We start from the raw sequence: 19,381 nt of genomic DNA, 5'->3' as shown, positions 1-19,381 counted from the left end.
AAAATATGAGTATCATAAAAACTATTGAAAATCTGGAAGCTTGGTTAACTGATGCAGACCACAGGAACAGGACCCTTGGTCTTGTGCCCACCATGGGGTATCTTCATGAAGGACATTGCTCCCTTATACGAGCTGCAAAAGCTGATAACGACCTGGTCGTAGTTAGTGTATTTGTAAATCCGACTCAATTTGCTCCTGGTGAAGACTTTGAGAGCTATCCAAGGAACATTGAACGAGACTATGAGCTTGCGGTTGATTCAGGTGCTGATATAGTATTCAATCCTGAAGCAGGGGAGATTTACGTACAAGGTGCCTCAACAGCTGTTGAGGTGTCTGGGGAGATAACAAAGAAGCTCTGCGGAGCATCAAGGCCTACTCATTTTAAAGGAGTCACTACGGTTGTAAACATCCTGTTCAATATAGTACGGCCTGACAAGGCTTATTTCGGACAGAAGGATGCCCAGCAGGCTCTGATAATAAAGAAGATGGTAAGGGACCTCCATATGCCTGTAGAGGTTATAGTCTGCCCGATCGTAAGGGAGAAGGACGGTCTTGCAATGAGCTCGAGGAATATCTATCTTGGTCCTGAGGAGCGAAAGCAGGCGGTATGTTTAAATTGCGGACTTCAGAAGGCCTTGGAATACCTTAATTCAGGAAGTGATGATAGTAGGAGTGTAAGGAAGCTTATAGAAGTCATAGAGAACCACATTAAAGGGCAGGATCTTGCTATCATTGACTATGTAAGGATCCTTGACGGAGAGACACTTGAGGAGATAACAGACATAGAGCCGGGAAAGACTGCTCTGGCTGCTGTTGCTGTGAAATTCGGCAAGACCAGACTAATAGACAACAGAGTACTTTCTGTTGAAGTGAGGTGATGAAATGCTGTTAAATATGTTTAAGGGTAAACTGCACCGTGCTACTGTAACTCAGGCTGACATCAACTATGTGGGCAGCGTAACCATTGACTCTGACCTCCTTGACCAGTCAGGCATCCTGCCCGGTGAGAAGGTACAGATAGTAAACCTCCATAACGGTGAACGCTTTGAGACATACACGATCAAGGGAGATGCCGGCAGCGGTGTCATATGCATAAACGGGGCAGCAGCAAGGCTGGTTCAGGTGGGGGACAAGGTGATCATAATCGCATATGCCCTGATGAATGAGGAGGAGGCTAAGTCCTTCCTGCCTAACGTATTGGTGCTTGATGACAAGAACAGGATAATAAGGGTAAAGCATGAGGAGATCCACGGTACCACTGAATAGTAAGTAGATTCCAATTGGAATCACATGTCATTTTAGTAAGATACACACTGCTGATCAGCAAGTTAAATGCTGTGATGCAGTGTGTATTTTCATTACTGCAAGCAGTTCTTTTCACTCGATTGACAGGATAACCAGTAATTCATATGATGTATGGAATGAACCAGACTGCAATTTTCTAAATGGCATGGGGTGGACATCTTGGAGAATAATTATCTCATATGAATGAGATTTATATGACAAGAGCCTTCGAAGCAGTATGTAAGTCGGTGCAAACTTAAGCAATATCTTAGGATAAATGGCAAGGATGACACGGAAAATGGTACAATTGCTGGATAGAAGTCCTTGTTCCAGCTGAATGGTCATGCTGACAGGTGAAGAGGACAAAAGTATATATGAATCATGAAGGAGAAATCTATGGATGAACTGATTAATGCGTTTTACCTGATGTGGGAGAGCTTTCCCGGAACGGCAAGGCTCATAAGGAAGGACAGGACGATTATTGCATCCAACTCATATGCTAAGAGTGTCGGATTCGTGACTGATGTCAGATGCGTGTCTGTGGGCTCGCCAGAGATCCATAAGGGCTGCAGGGTGAATGAGATGTTCAAGACAGGACGCTATCAGGTTGTGAAGTCAGTGAACGGCAGGCTCAGATACTGGCTCCCGGTACCAGGGCGTGACGATGTCTATGTGCATGTTACTATTGATCCTAATAGTATAGACGGTATGGTTCTCTTTCCGGCGCCTGCTGAAAACAAGTAGTATAAGACCAGTGATTTATAGAGCATTAATGCTGGGAAGCGGCACAGCAGTAAAGAAGTCAAATAAGAATGTGTGTATGAAGCTGAAAGTGAGGGAATGTTTGTGTTCAGGGAAATGAGAAGAAAGAGGCAGCTAATGTCTAGTGAAGACACTACTGCAGTAATGGAAAGGTGCACGAATGGGATACTTGCGTGTACAGGGGATGAGGATTATCCATATGCTGTTCCGGTAAGCTATGTGTATTCCAATGGAAGGATATACTTCCATTCTGCTAAGTCAGGACATAAGGTAGATTCAATTCTAAGGAATCCGAAGGTATCCTTTGCAGTAGTAGATGAGGACACTATAGTGAGCAGTGAATACACCACATATTTCAGGAGCGTCATAGCATTTGGAAAGGCAAGGATAGCTGATGGTCACGAAAGGCTGGATGCCTTTCACGCACTGGTTGAAAAGTACTCTGGTGACCAGAGCACAGAGGCAAAGGAAATGGAAATCGCAAAATGTGAGAATGCGTATATCATCGCAATAGATATTGAGCATATGACGGGTAAGGAAGCCATCGAGTTCGTCAGAGCAAGAGGATAGGATAGAAAGACAACTGAAAAGTAAATATAATAGTGAAGCTTGCTCTCAAAAAAATTGAGAGCAAACTTTTTATAGATTGTTTATTTTGGTCTCAAGATCCATTATTGAAACTAATATCTCGGATAATGTTGGCTTTTTGCCAAATATCATATTTTTCATATGATTGTAGTCGCGATGTAAAGATGATTCTTCCATTTTGAGATATGAAATAGATAATTCAAAGTCCAGCAAACCCAAAAGTCTTTTTCAACAATTGCTTCGCTTAATCCCATTTGTTGAGCCGTGTTTCTAAAAAGAGCTTCTCTGTCTTTAGTTGAGAGGTTTGCTACTTTAAGCATATACATCTCCTTGGGACATTATTTGTTTCATTGCTTCGTAAATCCAGGATGTCGCATATTTGGCTTCGGATAAAATTAATCTTTTTTCGTCAGAAGTAAGTCTGTCATGTAGTCTATAAATAGTAGATTTACTGATATTTTCCTTACCGAGAGCTTTTAGTGCCTGGATAATCAGTGCAGTAATATATGATAATCCTGTAATTTCTTTATTAGTAGTGTGCTTGAATTCAATGATTATATTGTTTAATTCATACTTTTTATAAGGGCCATCACTTACGAACGACCAGATATTCGGAACCTGAGTTGATAAGCCTAAAATGTTTAGGGCTGTATCACCATATGGTATGATTGTCCATCCAAAGTTTCGGGCAATTGCGTAAGCAAATTTATTTGGAGAAGGTGAGACAAACTGCTGGAGGAATTCACTGTACTCTGGATATTCATAAAGTCCCCGTGCAATTCTTCTGATCAATCCTTCGTTACTTAGCCTCGATAGTGACATCTTTATTGCATTTCGTTCTGAAATATCTTTAAAATCTGATGTGACAAATATTGTTCCTTTTTCAGATTCTAATATTCTCTTGCGAATTAGGGCTAGATGTTCAACTCTAATCATAATAGCACCTCCTTACAAAAGGTTTCGTTACCAATATTATATGTTATTGGTAACGAAAATGCAATATTTTATCTTATTATGAAGCTATGCAGGTAGTTTAATTAAAAATTCAAGGTGCATTATTTTTGTTTATTCGATCCCTAAGCTCCGTAACTAGCGATTCGTGGGATTTTCTTTCATTCGTTGAATTTCGTTGTGATTCGGCTTCAAGTAACTTCTTGTAAAGTTCAAGAAGAGCAAGTTGTTTGTCAAAAAGAGATGAGCTCATGACTACCAGGTCAATCTTACCATTTTTTTGTATGAAGACCGGCTCAGTACTATTATGACACTCTTCTGATATGCTACGAGATCTGTATCTCAAATCTGAAATTGGTCTGATTGCTGACATATAACTCACCTCCGAATTTCTTATAATTCCATAATATCATATCATCGAATTTCAGACTGCCTATAGCTTTGACCTTGAATCCCTCAAATGCTATCATAAGTTCAATACACGTAACTGGAGGGTACCTATGGAGAAGCTGATTCTTGAATACTTCAGGCAGATGCCTGACAACCGCTACAAGATTGACCAAGTGGACTTTATTGAAAAAGTAAAGGCGTCTGAAGAGATGACCATAATCGATATAAGAAGAGCGGAGGACTATGAGAAAGGCCATATTATCAGGGCGATAAACATGCCATTCGGACCGGCGATAGCTGAAGGCCTTAAGATGATTCCTGAGGGAAAGCCTGTGTTCGTTTACTGTTATACTGGACAGACAGCAGGGCAGGCTGTGCTGACGATGAACATAGCCGGGATTTACGCAAGGAGCGTAAACTTGGGATGGGACCTTGGGATTGTCAGGGTTGAAGGTTATGAGGAGCTTGTGACGACAGAGCCGACCTGTTTGTCAGAGTCAGATAGGACAATAGATCCGATTGTTCAGGCTGCAGTAACAAAATATTATGAGGGTTTATCTGAAGTGTCTGATACTCTGTTCAAGAACTACAAGATTTCTGAAGAGGATGTACTGTCGATTGCAGAGAGGAAGGATGAGGATTTCTTAATACTTTCTATAAGAAGGGCTGTTGACTTCAGTTCTGAGCATATTGAAGGAGCTGTAAACATACCGTTCGGAAATGAAACTGCTGATGGATTCAGTGTCCTTCCTAAGGACAAGAAGATAATAGTATACTGCTATACTGGACAGACATCAGGACAGGTGACTGCTGGATTAAGGCTTCTTGGATATGACGCGGTTTCTATGAATGCCGGCATGGGAACCAAAGGCAATTATCCTTATGGCTGGATGAACAAAGGGTATCCTGTAGTAAGGTAATCCTTTAATGGAAATCATAAGCTTATAGGTTTATACTTTGTGTATATGGTATGTCTTGAAAATTCCAGTATTGAATGAATGTTGAAATACTTTTTGGATTAAACCTTAAGAAGGAGGACATGACAATGGGATATGCGCCGCTTAGATGTCCAAGATGCGGAGAAATAACTCTCTGGAAGAAATCCGATTCATCATACAAAGGATTCAGTGTGGGTAAGGCGATTGTAGGAAGTTCAATCTTCGGACCTTTGGGAGCTTCCGCTGGTGCTCTGGGAAAGAAAAAGAGCAGATACCGATGCGGAAAGTGCGGCTATTCGGAGGAGTATGACGGATAGGCAGAATTCAGTTAAGTTTTGAGGTTCTTTCAAATTTAAGTATTAGGGTGAACTTACTGGAAGCCTGATAAGTATATGACAATTTAAATGACAAAAAAAATGAGATCCGAATGCATTGACTGTATTGCATCGGATCTCATTTTTTAAGTGCAAATCAACTTTAATTTCATGTCTCAAAAAGATAAACAAGTCTATAGCTATAATGTTTGAATATTGCTTTGTTGGATTTGGAGGAATCTGTCAATCAGTTTTGTACGGGAATACATCTTCAAGGTAATTGATGTTGTTCATGCGGATGTACTCCTCGATCAGGTTCAGTCTGTCAAGATTCTCCGGCTTAAGCTTCTGGCTGATGTCAGCAATGATAAGGTCTGCCAGGAATAGTGCAGAGACATACGAATTGCTGAAGCCTATTGTTTCACAGTTCGCGAGGAGTATCTCGTCCGCTTTCTTCGCGATGGGGGAGGTCAGCCTGTCTGTAAGCACTACGATTCTTGCTCCGGCTTTGACTGCCATTGAAATGGCTGAAAGCACTATCCTTGAGTATCTTGGAAAGCTTACAAGGAACAGGCAATCGTTCGGTCCTATGTCAGCTAAAGTGTGTATCAGAGAGTAGTCTCCTTGTAGGACAGGCCTGACATTTGGGAGTATAAGCTTAAGCTTCTCGCCGAGAAAATATGCCACGCTTGCTGAACCTCTGACACTAACTATGAACTTCTGCTCACTCTTAAGCAGTATGTCTGTGATCCTTGCTATCTTGTCAGGTGGGTTGTTGGCAAAAGTAGCTTCAAGGTTGGAACAGGTAAGGTTGAAGACTCTGCTGCTGAGGTCTGTTGCTTCGGGCTCAAGCTTTGTTTTCTTGAGTTTGCTTGTAGGACCCAGTGTTACCGAATAGTTCTGCATGAGTGATTTCAATTCGTTCTGGACTTCCTGCTGAAATTCAGTATATCCGGCATAGCCAAGCATCTTGATGAACCTGATCACAGATGAGTCGCTTACTCCTATCTCGTTAGCTATCTCATTGGCTGCCTTGAAGTAAACAAGCTCTTCGTTATCAAGGAAATAATTGGCTATCTTGAATTCTGTCTTGGTTAGGTTTGTATTTTTAATCTTTTCTTTTATCCTGTCTTTCATGTATTCACCCCGTATTGCTTCAAAAGCTGCTATTTAAATATTAATGGTATTTGGAAACGTTGTCAAAGATGATTAATTCAACTATATTATCGGCTTTAATTGAACTGCAAGCAAACTATATAAAAAAATTATGCAAGTAAATTATAGTATTATTAAAATGATTACAATAACAAGGCGCAATATCTCATTGAACACTTATAGATATTCATCGAAAGCAATCTACGTAACAGCAAGATAGACAAACAATTATCAAACATACGATTGAAAACTAGATCATTAAGTCAAAAATATGCGCTTATTTTGCGGAATAGGAAATTAGAAGTAATTGGCTGTGCTTGTTGTGATGATGAAAATTACAGTCAAATATAAATTCTAATATAATGTTTCAGATAATACTTGATTTTCTGATTATTTATTTGTACTATGAACATAGTTAATGAATGACAACCGACAAAATTATGAAATATGTTTTTCAAAAATCATTATACAGAATATTTAGTACAAAGCAACATATTTTTTTAAAGTAAAAGTAAAGGTTTACAATATTTGTATAGGGGTGATAGCATGGCTGTTGGGTTAAGGGTTTTCATGAATCCGGAGAGGGTTGATGCAGAGACAATTGAAGCTTTCAGGGAACTGCCGGGTTCAAACGTGGCTGACTGCATGGGAAGAATGAGCGGAATGCATTCAGAGATCAGACGTTTATCTAAGAATGGATTCAAGATGGTTGGTTCAGCAATAACTGTAAAGGTCAGGCCTGGAGACAACCTGATGCTGCACAAGGCATTGGATATGGCCCAGGAGGGGGATGTCATAGTTGTCTCAAACGGTGGTGACAGAAGCCACTCCCTTATGGGTGAGATAATGGTGAGGCATGCGGAGTTCAGGAAGCTTGGTGGAATAGTCCTTGACGGACCGATCAGGGATATTGACACCATTAGGAATCTTGAAATACCAATATATGCTACCGGTACGACTCCAGCCGGACCCTACAAGGAAGGGCCGGGGGAAATCAATGTGAACATAACGTGCGGGGGAGTAAGCCTTAATCCCGGTGATCTGGTCATAGGTGATGATGACGGGGTAGTGGTTGTCCCAAGGGAAGATCTTGAGGAGGTCCTCAAGAGCTCTATAGAATTCAACAAAAAGGACCAGAGCAAGATTGTTGAGTCAATGGCTGGAAAGCTTAACAGGTCATGGGTTGACAAGAGCCTTGCTGAAAAAGGCTGTGAGTATATAGACCTTAAGGCTGGCAGGAAGCTGGTGAGTGAATAAGATGGTTAGACTCGGATTCATCGGATTTGGAGAAGCTGCATATGAGATGAGCTGCGGGTTCAAGGCTGAAGGAAAGGATGTTGAAATCAGGGCGTTTGATGTAGCTTATACGAAAAATAAGGCAAATTTTGATGCTAGGGCTGAAAAGGCCGGAGTGGAAATTTCTGAAAGTCTCGAAGACCTTATAGGTTCATCAGAAGTCATAATGTCGATGGTTCCTACTGCATACACACTGACTACGGCAATGGATGCAATGAAGTACTTTGGCAAGGGACAACTCTTCGCAGATGCTTCAACCTCTTTGCCTGACGATATGGTGGAAATTGCAAAGGCTGCAGCTGAAAGAGGGATAGACTTTGCTGATGTGGCTATGCTTGGATCTCTTCCAAAAGATAAGCACAAGGTTCCGATACTGGTTTCCGGAACAGGTGCTGACAGGTTCCTAAGCCTGATGCAACCCCATGGCATGGATATCGAGAAGGTAAGCGACAAGGCTGGAGATGCTTCTGCCATAAAGCTCACCCGAAGCATATACATGAAGGGTCTTGCAACACTCATGACTGAGACGCTTATGTGCGCTTACGTGAACAACATACAGGACAAGATAATCGAATCGATATCAGGCTCGCTTGATGGAGAGAAATTCATAGTCACTGCCAACAGGCTCATTTCTGGAAATGCAATCCACTCCGAGAGAAGGATACATGAAATGGAGAGTGTCATCCAGTTCGCTGAAGAATGCGGGCTGACACCGACCATGACAATAGCGACAAGAAAAGCACTGGAGGAATTGAATGGACTGAAGCTTATGGAATACTTCAAGGAATCAAAGCCTAAGAATTATTTGGATGTAATGAATGCAATGCGTGTTAAGGGTATTTTATAAGATGAGGGGGAAACATCATGTTAAAAGGTAAAAAGCTTATATCACTCATTCTGTCAGCAGCACTTGGTACTGCACTGCTTGCCGGATGCGCAAGCTCTACTCCGACTGCTACGACTCCAAGCACAACTGCTGCTCCTACAAAGACTGACTTTCCTAAGAAATCAGTGACCATACTTGTCCCGTTTGCAGCCGGCGGTTCAGCTGACCTTACAGCTAGGATACTTGCTCCATATGCTGAAAAGCATCTTGGCCAGTCGATAATAATCGAGAACCTTGCAGGTGGAGGCGGAGCTGTTGGACAGAACAAGGGCGCAACTGCTGCTCCTGACGGGTACTTCCTTACCATGGCTACTACTTCAATCGTAATAAATCCTCTGCTTAATGAGACTCCTTTCCAGGCTGATGACTTCAAGGGCGTTGTACAGCTTACGGAGGAAAATGACTTCCTTGTAGTACAGAGCGGAAAGGAATACAAGACCTTTGCAGAATTCATAGCCTTTGCGAAAGCAAATCCTAACACTATAAGGTTCGGAAGCTCGGGTAAAGGAACTACCGATGACCTTGGAAACGCAGGAATGATAAAGGCTACAGGAATACAGGCTCAGAACATTCCCTTCGACGGTTCAGGACTTGCAACTACTGCCATACTTGGCGGACATATTGAAGCTGTAATTGGTGGAGCATCATCATTTGACCAGCACATCAAGGAAGGCAAGCTCGTACCTCTTGCAGTTCTCACACCTGAAAGGAATCCTAACTATCCTGACGTGCCTTCAATAAAGGAACTTGGATTTGAAGTATATTCTGGAACCTTCAGAGGACTGGTAGTACCGGCAGACACACCTGATGAGATAGTCGCGATACTTGCTGAAGCATGCAAGAAGGGAATGGAAGAGGCGGAGTACAAGACACAGATGACTAACGCATCGCTCTCAATCAACTACCTTGATTCAAAGGCATTCACAGACAAGATAATGGCAACTTCAGTGGCCTACAAGTCAGTACTGGGCAAATAATCAAATTTAATGTTGGGGCGACTCGATTGAGATGTCGATTGGGTCGTCTCAAATTACTATGGAGGTTAGATATGGCTAAGGTTAATAGGATCGTAGCGATTGTGTTTTTGGCGATTTCACTTGGATTCATATATCTGGGCAGAAAACTTAGTGAAGGTGCAAAGGCATACCCGATGGTTCTTGCCGGAATGCTGGTTATTCTGTCTATAATGCTCTTTATCGATGCAAGTTCAAAATTGAAATCAGATACATCCAAAAATCCGCTGTTGATATTGAAAAAGGAAAGCAAGTATTTCCTGATCCTCATTATCGGGTATGTGCTTTTCATACTTGGCCTGGAAATTTTGGGCTTTGTGTTGTCTTCTCTTCTATTTATCATTGCAATCCAGTATCTCCTGGGTTACAAGAACATTGTCAAGCTGCTTCTGAATTCCACGCTGTTTACAGTTGTAATCTACCTTTCTTTCAGCAAGGTGCTAAATGTACCTCTTCCTGAAGGGATATTCAGTGCCTTTCTTTAGTCGGGAGACAATATTTACTTTGGAGGATAAACATGGGGGATTTGTTACAGGCCTTGATGGCCTCGGTATCACCATATAACCTGCTTGTCTGTGCTCTGGGAGTCATCGGCGGTATAATCGTCGGGGCCATACCTGGACTCACAGCGAATCTGGGAGTCGCACTACTAGTACCATTTACTTTTGCAATGGAGCCTGAAACTGGACTTATAATGCTTGGTGGAATCTATACCGGTGCAATATACGGCGGTTCCATATCGGCTATTCTTATCAATGCACCTGGTACTCCATCTGCTGCAGCTACTACCTTTGACGGATATCCCATGGGGCAGAAGGGCGAAGCCAGGCTTGCCATAGGAACTGCAACACTTTCTTCTGCCATTGGAGGTATATTCAGCGTTATAGTTCTGGCTTTTTTCGCTCCGTTTCTTGCGAAACAAGCCCTAAGGTTCGGACCGCCTGAGTATTTTGCTCTCGCATTCTTCGGGCTTACCATAATAATAAGCTTGTCTGAAGACAATATGATCAAGGGTCTGATTTCAGGTGTTTTCGGCCTCCTGATTGCAACGATCGGAATGGATCCTGTAGAAGGGGTAATGAGGTTTACGTTCAGGAATATCAACCTGATTTCCGGGATAGCCCTTGTTCCGCTTCTTATAGGCCTGTTCTCGATCTGTGAGGCATTCCTTTTGGGTAAGTCGACTACATCCAAGAAAGACATGAATGAGATCAAGGGAAGACTCCTCCCTAACAAGGAAGAGATGAAGCGAAATATCGGTAACTTCACCATATCCTCGATAATCGGTACTGCAGTAGGCATATTGCCCGGCGCTGGTGCCAGTGTCGCTGCCTTCGTTTCATACAATGAAGCAAAGAGGCGATCCAAGCATCCTGAAAAGTTCGGTACCGGTATAGTTGATGGAATCATAGCAAGTGAGACCTCAAACAATGCATGCGTAGGTGGATCACTTGTTCCTCTCCTTACTTTGGGAATACCTGGAAACGCGGTTTCAGCGCTTTTCCTTGGAGCACTTCTGATCCAGGGGCTAAGACCTGGTCCGGACCTCTTTACAGGAAACAATGCCAAAATAATGTGGATATTCTTTGCAGGATTGCTTGTTGCGCAGCTACTTATGCTTTTATTCGGACTGTTTGGAGCTGGGTACTTTGCTAAGGTCCTTTTCCTTCCAAAGCCGATACTCATAAGCTATATTCTTGTTCTTTGCGTAACTGGCGCATTTGCAATCAACAATAATATTTTCGATGTAGGCGTAATGTTCGTATTCGGTATGATTGGCTTGCTCTACAAGCTTCTGAAGATCCCTGCATCTCCTACAGTGCTTGCAATCATACTTGGGCCAATGGCAGAGACTGGCCTCAGGCAGTCACTCATGATGTCAAATGGAGATCCTTCAATATTCTTCACTAGGCCTCTGAGTCTTATATTCATCATTATCGGAGTAGTATCAATAATACTTCCGCTGATGAGGAAGAAAAAGAATTCAAATCTGGCTGATTAGCTGATAGATATCAGCTTAAGCGGTAGACTTGCAAATACTAAAACCGAACAGGCAGGACGGTTATATGAGGCGGGATTACTTTTATTGTAATCCTGCTTTTAATTGACTCGGTTAATACCCATAGGTAATTTAGGTTACAGTATTTAAAGAAATTAAGGTGATACTGATTCCTATAGGATAATTAAGTGCTGTGCGATTTTTCAGGATTGCTATGGATAATTTCATGATTTGCCGAATTGTTAAAGCTTGGTTAAAAATCCCGGGATTTGTTGACAGCATTTTGTGAATCTGATAATATTGGCAACATAATAAGATAAAAACTCCATAGAGGGAGTAACTTCCTGGTAACAGGTCCGACATCGTCATTTCGGGATATCCCCGGTGCCGGAGATTTTGTGGTTTTGTGAGACTCTATGGCTGAAGATTAGTTTCTTCAGCTTTAGGGTCTTTTTGTCTGCAAAATTTTAGGGGGTAAAAGAAATGAAGAATTATTGGAACCAGACAAGTGAAGAGGTGCTTGATGACCTTGGCGTTTTAGGCTATGGCCTTTCTGAAGAGGAGGCTTCTGAAAGGCGTTTAAAGCATGGCATAAATGCCCTGAATGAAGAGGAGAAGGACGGGCTGCTGAAGGTTTTCTTCAGCCAGTTCAAGGACCTTCTTGTCATCATACTGATTGCATCAGCTGTGCTTTCAGCAGCCTTTGGCAAAGGTGAAAGTGCTGTTGTCATTGTAATGGTGCTTCTGCTTAATGCTGTTCTTGGAACAATGCAGCATGTCAAGGCGGAGAGGTCCATGGATGGCCTCAGGAAGCTCAGCGCACCAAGCGTCAAGGCAATAAGGGATCGCAAGATGAAGGTTCTCCCTTCCAGGGAGGTTGTGCCTGGTGACATACTGCTCCTTGAAGCAGGAGACATGGTTTCTGCAGATGGAAGGCTTATAGAGTCCATGGGACTTATAGTCATGGAGAGCTCGCTTACCGGTGAGGCAGAGGGTGTACTTAAGACCACTGAATCAATTGATGAGGTTGAGGTACCAATCGGTGACAGGCTCAACATGGTTCATTCAGGCAGCTTCGTTGTCAAGGGAAGAGGTACCATGGCTGTAACTGCTACTGGAATGACTACTGAGCTTGGTAAGATAGCAGGGCTCCTTTCCGGGACAGGGGACAAGAGGACTCCGCTTCAGAAGGACCTTGATGACTTTTCAAAGAAGCTTGCATCAGGGATCATGATACTTACTACACTCATACTCATCTCAGATGTGCTTCGGGGAAAGCCTCTTATGGAAGCATTGCTTTTCGGAGTTTCACTCGCTGTCGCTGCAATTCCTGAAGCGCTGAGTACCATAGTCACTGTTGTCCTTTCAATAGGCACCGGCAGGATGGCTGAGGAGAAGGCTGTCATAAGGGACCTCCATTCAGTGGAAGTGCTTGGTGGGGTTTCTGTTATATGTACAGACAAGACCGGAACCCTTACCCAGAACAAGATGACTGTAACGGATACCCTTGTTGATGGCGAGATCATTGAAGGTAAGTCGCTTGATGTTGACGATGAACTTACAAGAGACCTGATAGCGGCAGGGCTCCTGTGCAGCGATGCTGTCACAAGAGGAAATGAGAGCTTTGGTGACCCGACTGAGACAGCTCTCGTTGACCTTGGAGAGCTTTATGGAATGGATGAGGAGCTGGCCAGGGAAAATCATCCAAGGCTCTCCGAGCTGCCCTTTGACTCTGACAGGAAGCTCATGAGTACTCTTGTCGAGTACAGGGGAAAGAACATCATGTTCATGAAGGGAGCGCCTGAGGTGGTCCTTGCAAGTGCAACAAGGATGAGGAAGTCAAACGGAATAAGACTTTTTGACGAAGCTACCAGGCAATCCTTACTGGAAAAGGTTGAGAGTCTGTCCCTTCAGGGAAAGAGGGTTCTTGCCTTCGCTGAGAAGGCAATGGACAAGGATACGCTTGCTGAAGGCGATGAATCTGACATGACATTCTTAGGTCTCATAGCCCTTATGGATCCGCCAAGGCCTGAGGTGCATGAGGCAATAAGGACGGCTTCTGATGCAGGGATAAGAACTGTAATGATAACTGGTGACCATAAGTCAACTGCAGCAGCTATAGCATCAAAGCTTGGGATACTGCGTGAAGGAGATGTAGTTCTTGAAGGCAGGGACCTTGACCATATGACTGATGAGGGCCTTGAATACATGGTTGAGAAGACATCGGTATATGCCAGGGTAAGCCCTGAGCATAAGATAAGGATAGTCAAGGCGTGGCAGGACAAAGGAAAGGTCGTTGCAATGACAGGTGACGGCGTAAATGATGCTCCGGCACTGAAACAGGCGGACATTGGAGTAGCCATGGGAATAACAGGTACTGAGGTTGCCAAGGATGCCTCATCAATGGTACTTTCAGATGACAACTTCGGAACCATAGTCAAGGCTGTGGCTTCCGGAAGGGGAATCTACGAGAACATCAGGAATGCCATAAGGTTCCTTTTGTCTGGAAACACTTCAGGAATACTTGCGGTGCTGATGGCAAGCCTTGCAGGTCTTCCGGCACCCTTCATGCCTGTACACCTGCTTTTCATAAACCTTGTTACTGACTCACTCCCTGCAATTGCCATAGGTATGGAGAAGCCCCAGCAGGGACTCATGTCCAAGCTTCCAAGGGATATCGATGCTCACATACTTGATACAGGCTTCATAAGGTCCGTTGCAATAGACGGTACGATAATGGCTCTTGCTGTAATGGCGTCATACGTAACAGGACTAAAGACAGGAAATTCAAATGTCGCTGCTACAATGGCATTCCTGACTCTTGGACTCTCCAGGCTTCTGCATGGCATAAGCTCAAGGACTGCAGGTTCATTCCTGAAGTCAGCTGGTACTCGGAACCATGTTCTCGCTGGCTCAGTAATCATGGGCTTTGCACTCTTCTACATCATATTCAATGTACAGGTATTAAGGAACATATTCGAGGTTGCAAGCATACCTTCGGGGTACTCGATATTCGCGGTTGGTATGGCGTTCGTATCATTCCTGTTGGTTCAGGTGGTTCGTGTGGCTGCTGATGGTTTATCTTCAGGAAAAGCGGAGACAGAACTAAGGTAATTAGGGATACATAAAACAGGTAAGACATATAAACAAGGGCAGGTCAGCTAGGCCTGCCCTTGTTCTTTATGGATATAGACTGCTTTCGCTATGGAAAACAAGAATTAAATTTACAATTTTAAAACATAAAATATGTTTTAAAATTGTAAAATATTGATTTAAACCTTAATTATGTGGTACATTTAGCATATAAAAACAAGAAATGTGTTTAAAGGAGAATATTATGAGGATTTTGAAAATCAAGGCCACGGGACTCAATTTATTTTCAGATTCGCTGGAACTGGAATTTGTAACTCAGCAACGTGTAAGGAATGAATCCAGTGAAATGCTATTCAAGATTGCTCCGAAAATATATCAGAATAATGTGCTGGCATTTATTGGCGTGAACGCTTCGGGAAAAACCATGACTTTAAAATTAATATCATTCATTATCCAGATGCTGAACAATGAGTCAATTAACAAGATTGAAAAGAACGAAATCTTAAATGGTATTTCAAATAACGAAAAGATAACTCTCGAAACTTATTTTAGCGTTGAACTAGAGAATGTATACAAGTTGGTGACGATAATTAAAAAGGATGAGAACAGCATTGAGGGTGAGAGCAAATATATCATTGAAGATGAGAAAATTTGGAAGAAAGCGATAAAGGACATCAAGACAAGGAAAAGTTTGTTTGAATTTGATGGCCTGGATCCGATACAAGTCAGAAAAGGTGATGAAGAGTTCTTGCCTGAGGATGTCAGTATTGTCATTGCCATAAATAAAAAAAGCAATACCAAGATTTATTATAGAGATTTGATCAATATGACAAATATCAACTTAATTAGGATTTTAGGAGACTTTCCAAAGGAACTGATAACATTTCTGGATCCAAGCATTGAATACATTAAACCTGTAGTCGACAAGTCAGAAGAAAAGGTGGAAATCAGGCTGAAATTCAAAGGTAAAGAAGAGATTATCATGTACCGCACATCGGAAATGGCAAAGTATCTGTCCTCTGGAACAATCAAAGGAATAAATGTATTTATGTATGCGATGATGGTATTGGAAAGAGGCGGATACTTGATTGTAGATGAGCTTGAAAACCATTTTAATAAAGAAATCGCCGCGACACTTATCAGATTCTTTTTGGACCATGAAGTCAACAAAAATGGCGCAACCATAATATTCTCCACACATTATGCGGAGTTGCTGGATGAATTTGAAAGAAATGATGACATATTCATAACCCGAAATAACGGTGGGATAACAGTAGAAAATCTTTCTAAAATATTGAAACGAAACGACATCAAGAAAAGTGAAGCGTATGAAAGCGGATATTTGCGTGGAACAACTCCGATGTATGAAGCGTATATCGATCTAAAAACTGCAATCATCGAAACTGCAGCTAACCTGAGGTAATCATGAGCATAGATGGATATGTTGCGTGTATATGCGAAGGAGCTGCTGAAAAAGCAATCATCAATTTGCTGCTTGATAATGATAAACTGATTTTCAATAGAAAACAGATGATAGACCGACAGGTCATTCCATGCAGGGACGGAAAAAGTTTTGAAGTCAGGTATTTGAGAAAAGGTTTCGAACAAAAGATAACAGTATACAGGATACTGGATTCAAGAAGAGAAAAATTCAAATTGAGTAAGGCTTATGCTGAGAAAATTGAAATCGTGAATGTCATAACAGCACCTGAAATAGAAATGCTCGTAATTTTCAATGAAGATAAGTATGAAGAATTTAAAAAATCCAGATTGAAACCTAGTTTGTATTGCAGAAATTCCATGAGATATAAAGATGTCAAAAGCTATTCATTTATAGAAGAATATTTTAAAGATATAAACAAACTGGTACTTTGTATAAAGCAATATAAAAGTAAGGCAGCTGTTAGAAATGGTGAATTTTCACTATATGATTTACTGAAACCTGAATTTCAGTAGAAAAATGAGGGAAATGCCGAAACCAATTAATGATAATAAGGTATCGGAACTTTATTATTGACATTAGCCAAGTTCTTTTTTTGGAAATTTACTTCGCTTTAGTTTTACCGATTCTCTGATGTTTGCCTGTTGTGCTTCAAGTTCAGTTCTTTAAAAGAGTCTAAAAAGTATACAACACTTGGAGCCAGCCTGAGATGGGTACAATTTATGGATGGATAACTATCAAGCTATTACTTCGACTAATGTACTACAAATTTACATTTATTTATATATTTTTGACATTAATTATTCAATAGTTGTCTGTACTTCCGATTTATATGAATTATAATATAATTAATTATATTAAGTAGGGAGGAATACTTATGAGTGATAAAAACTCAACTCACACTTCATATCACGGTAGTGGTTTTACAAACCATGATTATTCTGGAAAGTCTGGAACATCACATGTCCATGAACGAGAGGATAAAGACGGTAATAAAATTATAGTTGAGAAATGGGAAACTTCCGAGGGCAAAACATTAACAAAGGATTCCGATGGTGTTTGGAGAGATGAAGATGGTAGTGTTTATCGAGGAGATAAATAATTATGGGTGATGATAAATCAATCTCAGGCTGTCAGACGAACGATAAGGGAGAAGTTGTAACTATCGAGATTTATGATCGGGGAACTTATATTGAAACAATAACGAAAGTTGATCATGACAATGGTAAACCTTCTGATTACTATGTTGAAAAGGAACCTAAAAAATAGAACACCTTGAATCTAGAACTCTTCCTTTTTGTTATTAGGCATTTACAATAACAACATAGAACACTAAACTATGTGCTACCCCAGGCGTTTTGTTGCATTTTATTATGTGATAAGACGCCTTTTTAATCTGACCATAAGATAAATTGTAACAAATGCTCCAGTTGCATTTTGCAGTAGAAACATTTGTTTTTTATCATGTCCTTACCGAAAGGCTGAACCAAGGTTGTCAAATAAGATGCTAATGCTGGAAGCTCACATGGGATGATACATTGGAATGAAATTGAGTATGGACAGTGGAGCATATATCATATTATCTCTTGACTTCGTGTTAAATAAATATCATACATTGAATAGTATCTGATTTAGCGATAACCTATTTGTAAATGTTTTCGCGTTTAGGACTTAATTTAAGATGCATTTCGGAGTGATGATATGAAGTATTTTTACCAATATGAAGACAACAAGGACCTGAACCTGCAGGAGCTTCTCATAGAATCGTTTGACAATATACTGATCACAGACAGCAAGGCGAGGATAGTGCTTTTCAGCAAGAACATGGTAAAAGCGCTGCGGCTTGACGGGGTGGACATCTCGGGAAAGACTATTTATGACCTTATTGATAGAGGTTACTATACGAAATCCACCGCACTTGAATGCATGAAGCTCAGAAAGCAATGCTCGGGCATTGTGCATGTGGCTGGAAGCGAGAATGAGAAGGAAACTGCAGTGTTTTCCACAAGCACGCCTATCTTTGATGACAAAGGGGAGCTTAGGTATGTAATTACCAATTCAAGGAATGAGGCTGCCCTAGAATTCTATGCCCGTGAGCTTGAGACAGAGAAGCTGAATGCATCCAAATATCAGGACATATCCAAGTACCTCTCGAAGCTTGCTGGCAGCAGCGGAGAGGTAGTAACAAACAGTGCATCTATGCAGAAGGTGATGAAGCTTTGCAGCCTTATTGCAAAAGCCGACAGTGTGGTGCTGATAACAGGTGAGTCGGGTGTCGGCAAGGAGGTTGTCTCCAGATACATACATGACCACAGCCCAAGGAAGGACGAGGTCTTCGTGCCAGTGAACTGCGGCGCAATACCCGGCGACCTGGTTGAGGCTGAGCTGTTTGGCTACACCAAGGGTGCATTTACAGGAGCTAATCCTAATGGAAGTGCCGGGCTTTTCGAGCTTGCCCACAAAGGAACCATATTCCTTGATGAGATAGGGGAACTGCCGCTTTCTATGCAGTCAAAGCTTCTGAGGGTCATCGAGACCGGGGAGATAAGAAGGTTGGGTGACACAAAATACAGGAAGGTGGACGCGAGGATCGTAGCAGCCACAAACAGGAACCTGGAGGAGATGGTAACGAGGGGTGAATTCAGGGAAGACCTCTTCTACCGGCTTAATGTCATACCTCTATTGATCGCCCCTCTCAGGGACAGGAAAGAGGACATCATCCCTTTAGCCTATATGTTCCTTAACCGCTTCAACAGGAAGTTCGGACTGGATAAGAGGATGTCAAAAAACACCCTTGACAACTTACTCGATTACAGCTGGCCTGGAAACATCAGGGAGATGAGGAACGTAATAGAAAGGTATGTAATAATTACGCCAGGCAATGAGATTGACATATCCTTTGACGAAAACAAGAAGGCATCTGAAAACAGGATATGCTTAGAGGGGTCTCAATCTGGTTTACCTGTGACAGTTCCGCTTAAGTCAGCAATGGATGATTTTGAGAGGAAATACGTAGAGGCTGCGCTGAGGGACTGCAACGGAAGTATCACAAAGGCGGCCGAGGTACTTGGCATCCACAGGACGCACCTGTACAAGAAGCTGAAGAAACAGGGTTAATTAAATAGTTTGATTTATGTATCAGATTTGAAACGGTATCAAATCTGATACATTTTTTTTTGGTCACTTTAGTGCGTTTCAAATGGCACATTTGAAACAAATAAACCACCTGCTATGCAGGTGGAGGAAATAATAGCTTCAGCTTCAAGAAACA

The 19,381-nt window shown here is 41.9% G+C and carries 21 protein-coding genes; 17 read left to right on the top strand and 4 right to left on the bottom strand.

The window, feature by feature from the left end:
* The first annotated feature begins 5 nt into the window (after positions 1 to 5).
* The 4 genes from panC (at position 6) to J2Z34_RS01630 (ending at position 2,616) form a co-directional block, all read left to right on the top strand.
* Positions 6 to 878, top strand: a complete 873-nt coding sequence (panC, locus tag J2Z34_RS01645; RefSeq protein ID WP_209458111.1) for a pantoate--beta-alanine ligase — start codon at positions 6 to 8, stop codon at positions 876 to 878.
* A gap of 4 nt (positions 879 to 882) precedes the next feature.
* Positions 883 to 1,266 carry an aspartate 1-decarboxylase gene (gene panD / locus J2Z34_RS01640; RefSeq protein WP_209458110.1) on the top strand — a complete coding sequence of 128 codons (384 nt, stop codon included), beginning with the start codon at positions 883 to 885 and terminating at the stop codon, positions 1,264 to 1,266.
* A 414-nt stretch (positions 1,267 to 1,680) separates the two neighbouring features.
* Complete coding sequence (locus J2Z34_RS01635) at positions 1,681 to 2,028, top strand: hypothetical protein (protein ID WP_209458109.1); 348 nt, start codon at positions 1,681 to 1,683, stop codon at positions 2,026 to 2,028.
* Between the two features lie 102 nt (positions 2,029 to 2,130).
* Positions 2,131 to 2,616: a pyridoxamine 5'-phosphate oxidase family protein gene (locus tag J2Z34_RS01630; RefSeq protein ID WP_209458281.1), complete on the top strand. Its 486-nt coding sequence runs from the start codon at positions 2,131 to 2,133 to the stop codon at positions 2,614 to 2,616.
* Positions 2,617 to 2,771: 155 nt separating this feature from the next.
* Here J2Z34_RS01630 and J2Z34_RS01625 read toward each other — a convergent pair whose 3' ends face one another.
* The 3 genes from J2Z34_RS01625 to J2Z34_RS01615 form a co-directional block, all read right to left on the bottom strand.
* Positions 2,772 to 2,954: a hypothetical protein gene (locus J2Z34_RS01625; protein WP_209458108.1), complete on the bottom strand. Its 183-nt coding sequence runs from the start codon at positions 2,952 to 2,954 to the stop codon at positions 2,772 to 2,774.
* The gene (locus tag J2Z34_RS01620; protein ID WP_209458107.1) at positions 2,947 to 3,570 is read right to left on the bottom strand and encodes a DUF6088 family protein; all 624 of its coding nucleotides are present in this window, start codon (positions 3,568 to 3,570) and stop codon (positions 2,947 to 2,949) included. Before J2Z34_RS01620 ends, J2Z34_RS01625 begins: the two co-directional genes overlap by 8 nt.
* Before the next feature lie 109 nt (positions 3,571 to 3,679).
* Complete coding sequence (locus J2Z34_RS01615; protein WP_209458106.1) at positions 3,680 to 3,958, bottom strand: type II toxin-antitoxin system Phd/YefM family antitoxin; 279 nt, start codon at positions 3,956 to 3,958, stop codon at positions 3,680 to 3,682.
* A 127-nt stretch (positions 3,959 to 4,085) separates the two neighbouring features.
* Between J2Z34_RS01615 and J2Z34_RS01610 the strand changes: the two genes are divergently transcribed.
* Together J2Z34_RS01610 and J2Z34_RS01605 are read left to right on the top strand one after the other, a co-directional pair.
* Positions 4,086 to 4,895, top strand: coding sequence for a rhodanese-like domain-containing protein (locus J2Z34_RS01610; protein WP_209458105.1), 810 nt, complete (start codon positions 4,086 to 4,088; stop codon positions 4,893 to 4,895).
* A gap of 74 nt (positions 4,896 to 4,969) precedes the next feature.
* On the top strand, positions 4,970 to 5,230 hold the full coding sequence (locus J2Z34_RS01605; protein WP_209458104.1) for a hypothetical protein: 261 nt from the start codon (positions 4,970 to 4,972) through the stop codon (positions 5,228 to 5,230).
* 240 nt (positions 5,231 to 5,470) lie between these two features.
* On the opposite strand, the gene J2Z34_RS01600 is transcribed toward J2Z34_RS01605, so the two are convergent.
* Positions 5,471 to 6,364 (bottom strand): MurR/RpiR family transcriptional regulator, encoded by an 894-nt coding sequence (locus J2Z34_RS01600; RefSeq protein WP_209458103.1) that lies wholly within the window; start codon positions 6,362 to 6,364, stop codon positions 5,471 to 5,473.
* 564 nt (positions 6,365 to 6,928) lie between these two features.
* Between J2Z34_RS01600 and J2Z34_RS01595 the strand changes: the two genes are divergently transcribed.
* The 11 genes from J2Z34_RS01595 to J2Z34_RS01545 all read left to right on the top strand — a co-directional run bounded on the left by J2Z34_RS01595 (position 6,929) and on the right by J2Z34_RS01545 (position 19,227).
* Positions 6,929 to 7,639: an RraA family protein gene (locus J2Z34_RS01595; RefSeq protein ID WP_209458102.1), complete on the top strand. Its 711-nt coding sequence runs from the start codon at positions 6,929 to 6,931 to the stop codon at positions 7,637 to 7,639.
* A gap of 1 nt (position 7,640) precedes the next feature.
* Positions 7,641 to 8,525, top strand: a complete 885-nt coding sequence (locus tag J2Z34_RS01590) for an NAD(P)-binding domain-containing protein (protein WP_209458101.1) — start codon at positions 7,641 to 7,643, stop codon at positions 8,523 to 8,525.
* A gap of 17 nt (positions 8,526 to 8,542) precedes the next feature.
* Positions 8,543 to 9,541 carry a tripartite tricarboxylate transporter substrate binding protein gene (locus tag J2Z34_RS01585; RefSeq protein ID WP_209458100.1) on the top strand — a complete coding sequence of 333 codons (999 nt, stop codon included), beginning with the start codon at positions 8,543 to 8,545 and terminating at the stop codon, positions 9,539 to 9,541.
* Between the two features lie 71 nt (positions 9,542 to 9,612).
* The gene (locus tag J2Z34_RS01580; protein ID WP_209458099.1) at positions 9,613 to 10,062 is read left to right on the top strand and encodes a tripartite tricarboxylate transporter TctB family protein; all 450 of its coding nucleotides are present in this window, start codon (positions 9,613 to 9,615) and stop codon (positions 10,060 to 10,062) included.
* A 32-nt stretch (positions 10,063 to 10,094) separates the two neighbouring features.
* Positions 10,095 to 11,579 (top strand): tripartite tricarboxylate transporter permease, encoded by a 1,485-nt coding sequence (locus J2Z34_RS01575; RefSeq protein ID WP_209458098.1) that lies wholly within the window; start codon positions 10,095 to 10,097, stop codon positions 11,577 to 11,579.
* A gap of 480 nt (positions 11,580 to 12,059) precedes the next feature.
* Positions 12,060 to 14,690, top strand: a complete 2,631-nt coding sequence (locus J2Z34_RS01570; RefSeq protein ID WP_209458097.1) for a cation-translocating P-type ATPase — start codon at positions 12,060 to 12,062, stop codon at positions 14,688 to 14,690.
* A 223-nt stretch (positions 14,691 to 14,913) separates the two neighbouring features.
* Entirely contained in the window at positions 14,914 to 16,092 is a 1,179-nt protein-coding gene (locus J2Z34_RS01565) for an AAA family ATPase (RefSeq protein ID WP_209458096.1), read from the top strand.
* 2 nt (positions 16,093 to 16,094) lie between these two features.
* Positions 16,095 to 16,625, top strand: a complete 531-nt coding sequence (locus J2Z34_RS01560; protein WP_209458095.1) for a hypothetical protein — start codon at positions 16,095 to 16,097, stop codon at positions 16,623 to 16,625.
* A 362-nt stretch (positions 16,626 to 16,987) separates the two neighbouring features.
* Positions 16,988 to 17,212 carry a hypothetical protein gene (locus tag J2Z34_RS01555; protein WP_209458094.1) on the top strand — a complete coding sequence of 75 codons (225 nt, stop codon included), beginning with the start codon at positions 16,988 to 16,990 and terminating at the stop codon, positions 17,210 to 17,212.
* Positions 17,213 to 17,214: 2 nt separating this feature from the next.
* On the top strand, positions 17,215 to 17,379 hold the full coding sequence (locus J2Z34_RS01550; protein ID WP_209458093.1) for a hypothetical protein: 165 nt from the start codon (positions 17,215 to 17,217) through the stop codon (positions 17,377 to 17,379).
* Positions 17,380 to 17,811: 432 nt separating this feature from the next.
* A complete protein-coding gene (locus tag J2Z34_RS01545) occupies positions 17,812 to 19,227 on the top strand; it encodes a sigma-54 interaction domain-containing protein (RefSeq protein WP_209458092.1) in 1,416 nt (471 codons plus the stop codon).
* The last annotated feature ends 154 nt before the right edge of the window (positions 19,228 to 19,381 follow it).

The organism is Youngiibacter multivorans (genome assembly GCF_017873395.1).
GTDB classification, from domain to species: Bacteria; Bacillota; Clostridia; order Clostridiales; family Clostridiaceae; genus Youngiibacter; species Youngiibacter multivorans.
The sequence above is the reverse complement of the archived record's forward strand: the minus strand, read 5'-3'. Positions and strand labels throughout refer to the sequence as shown.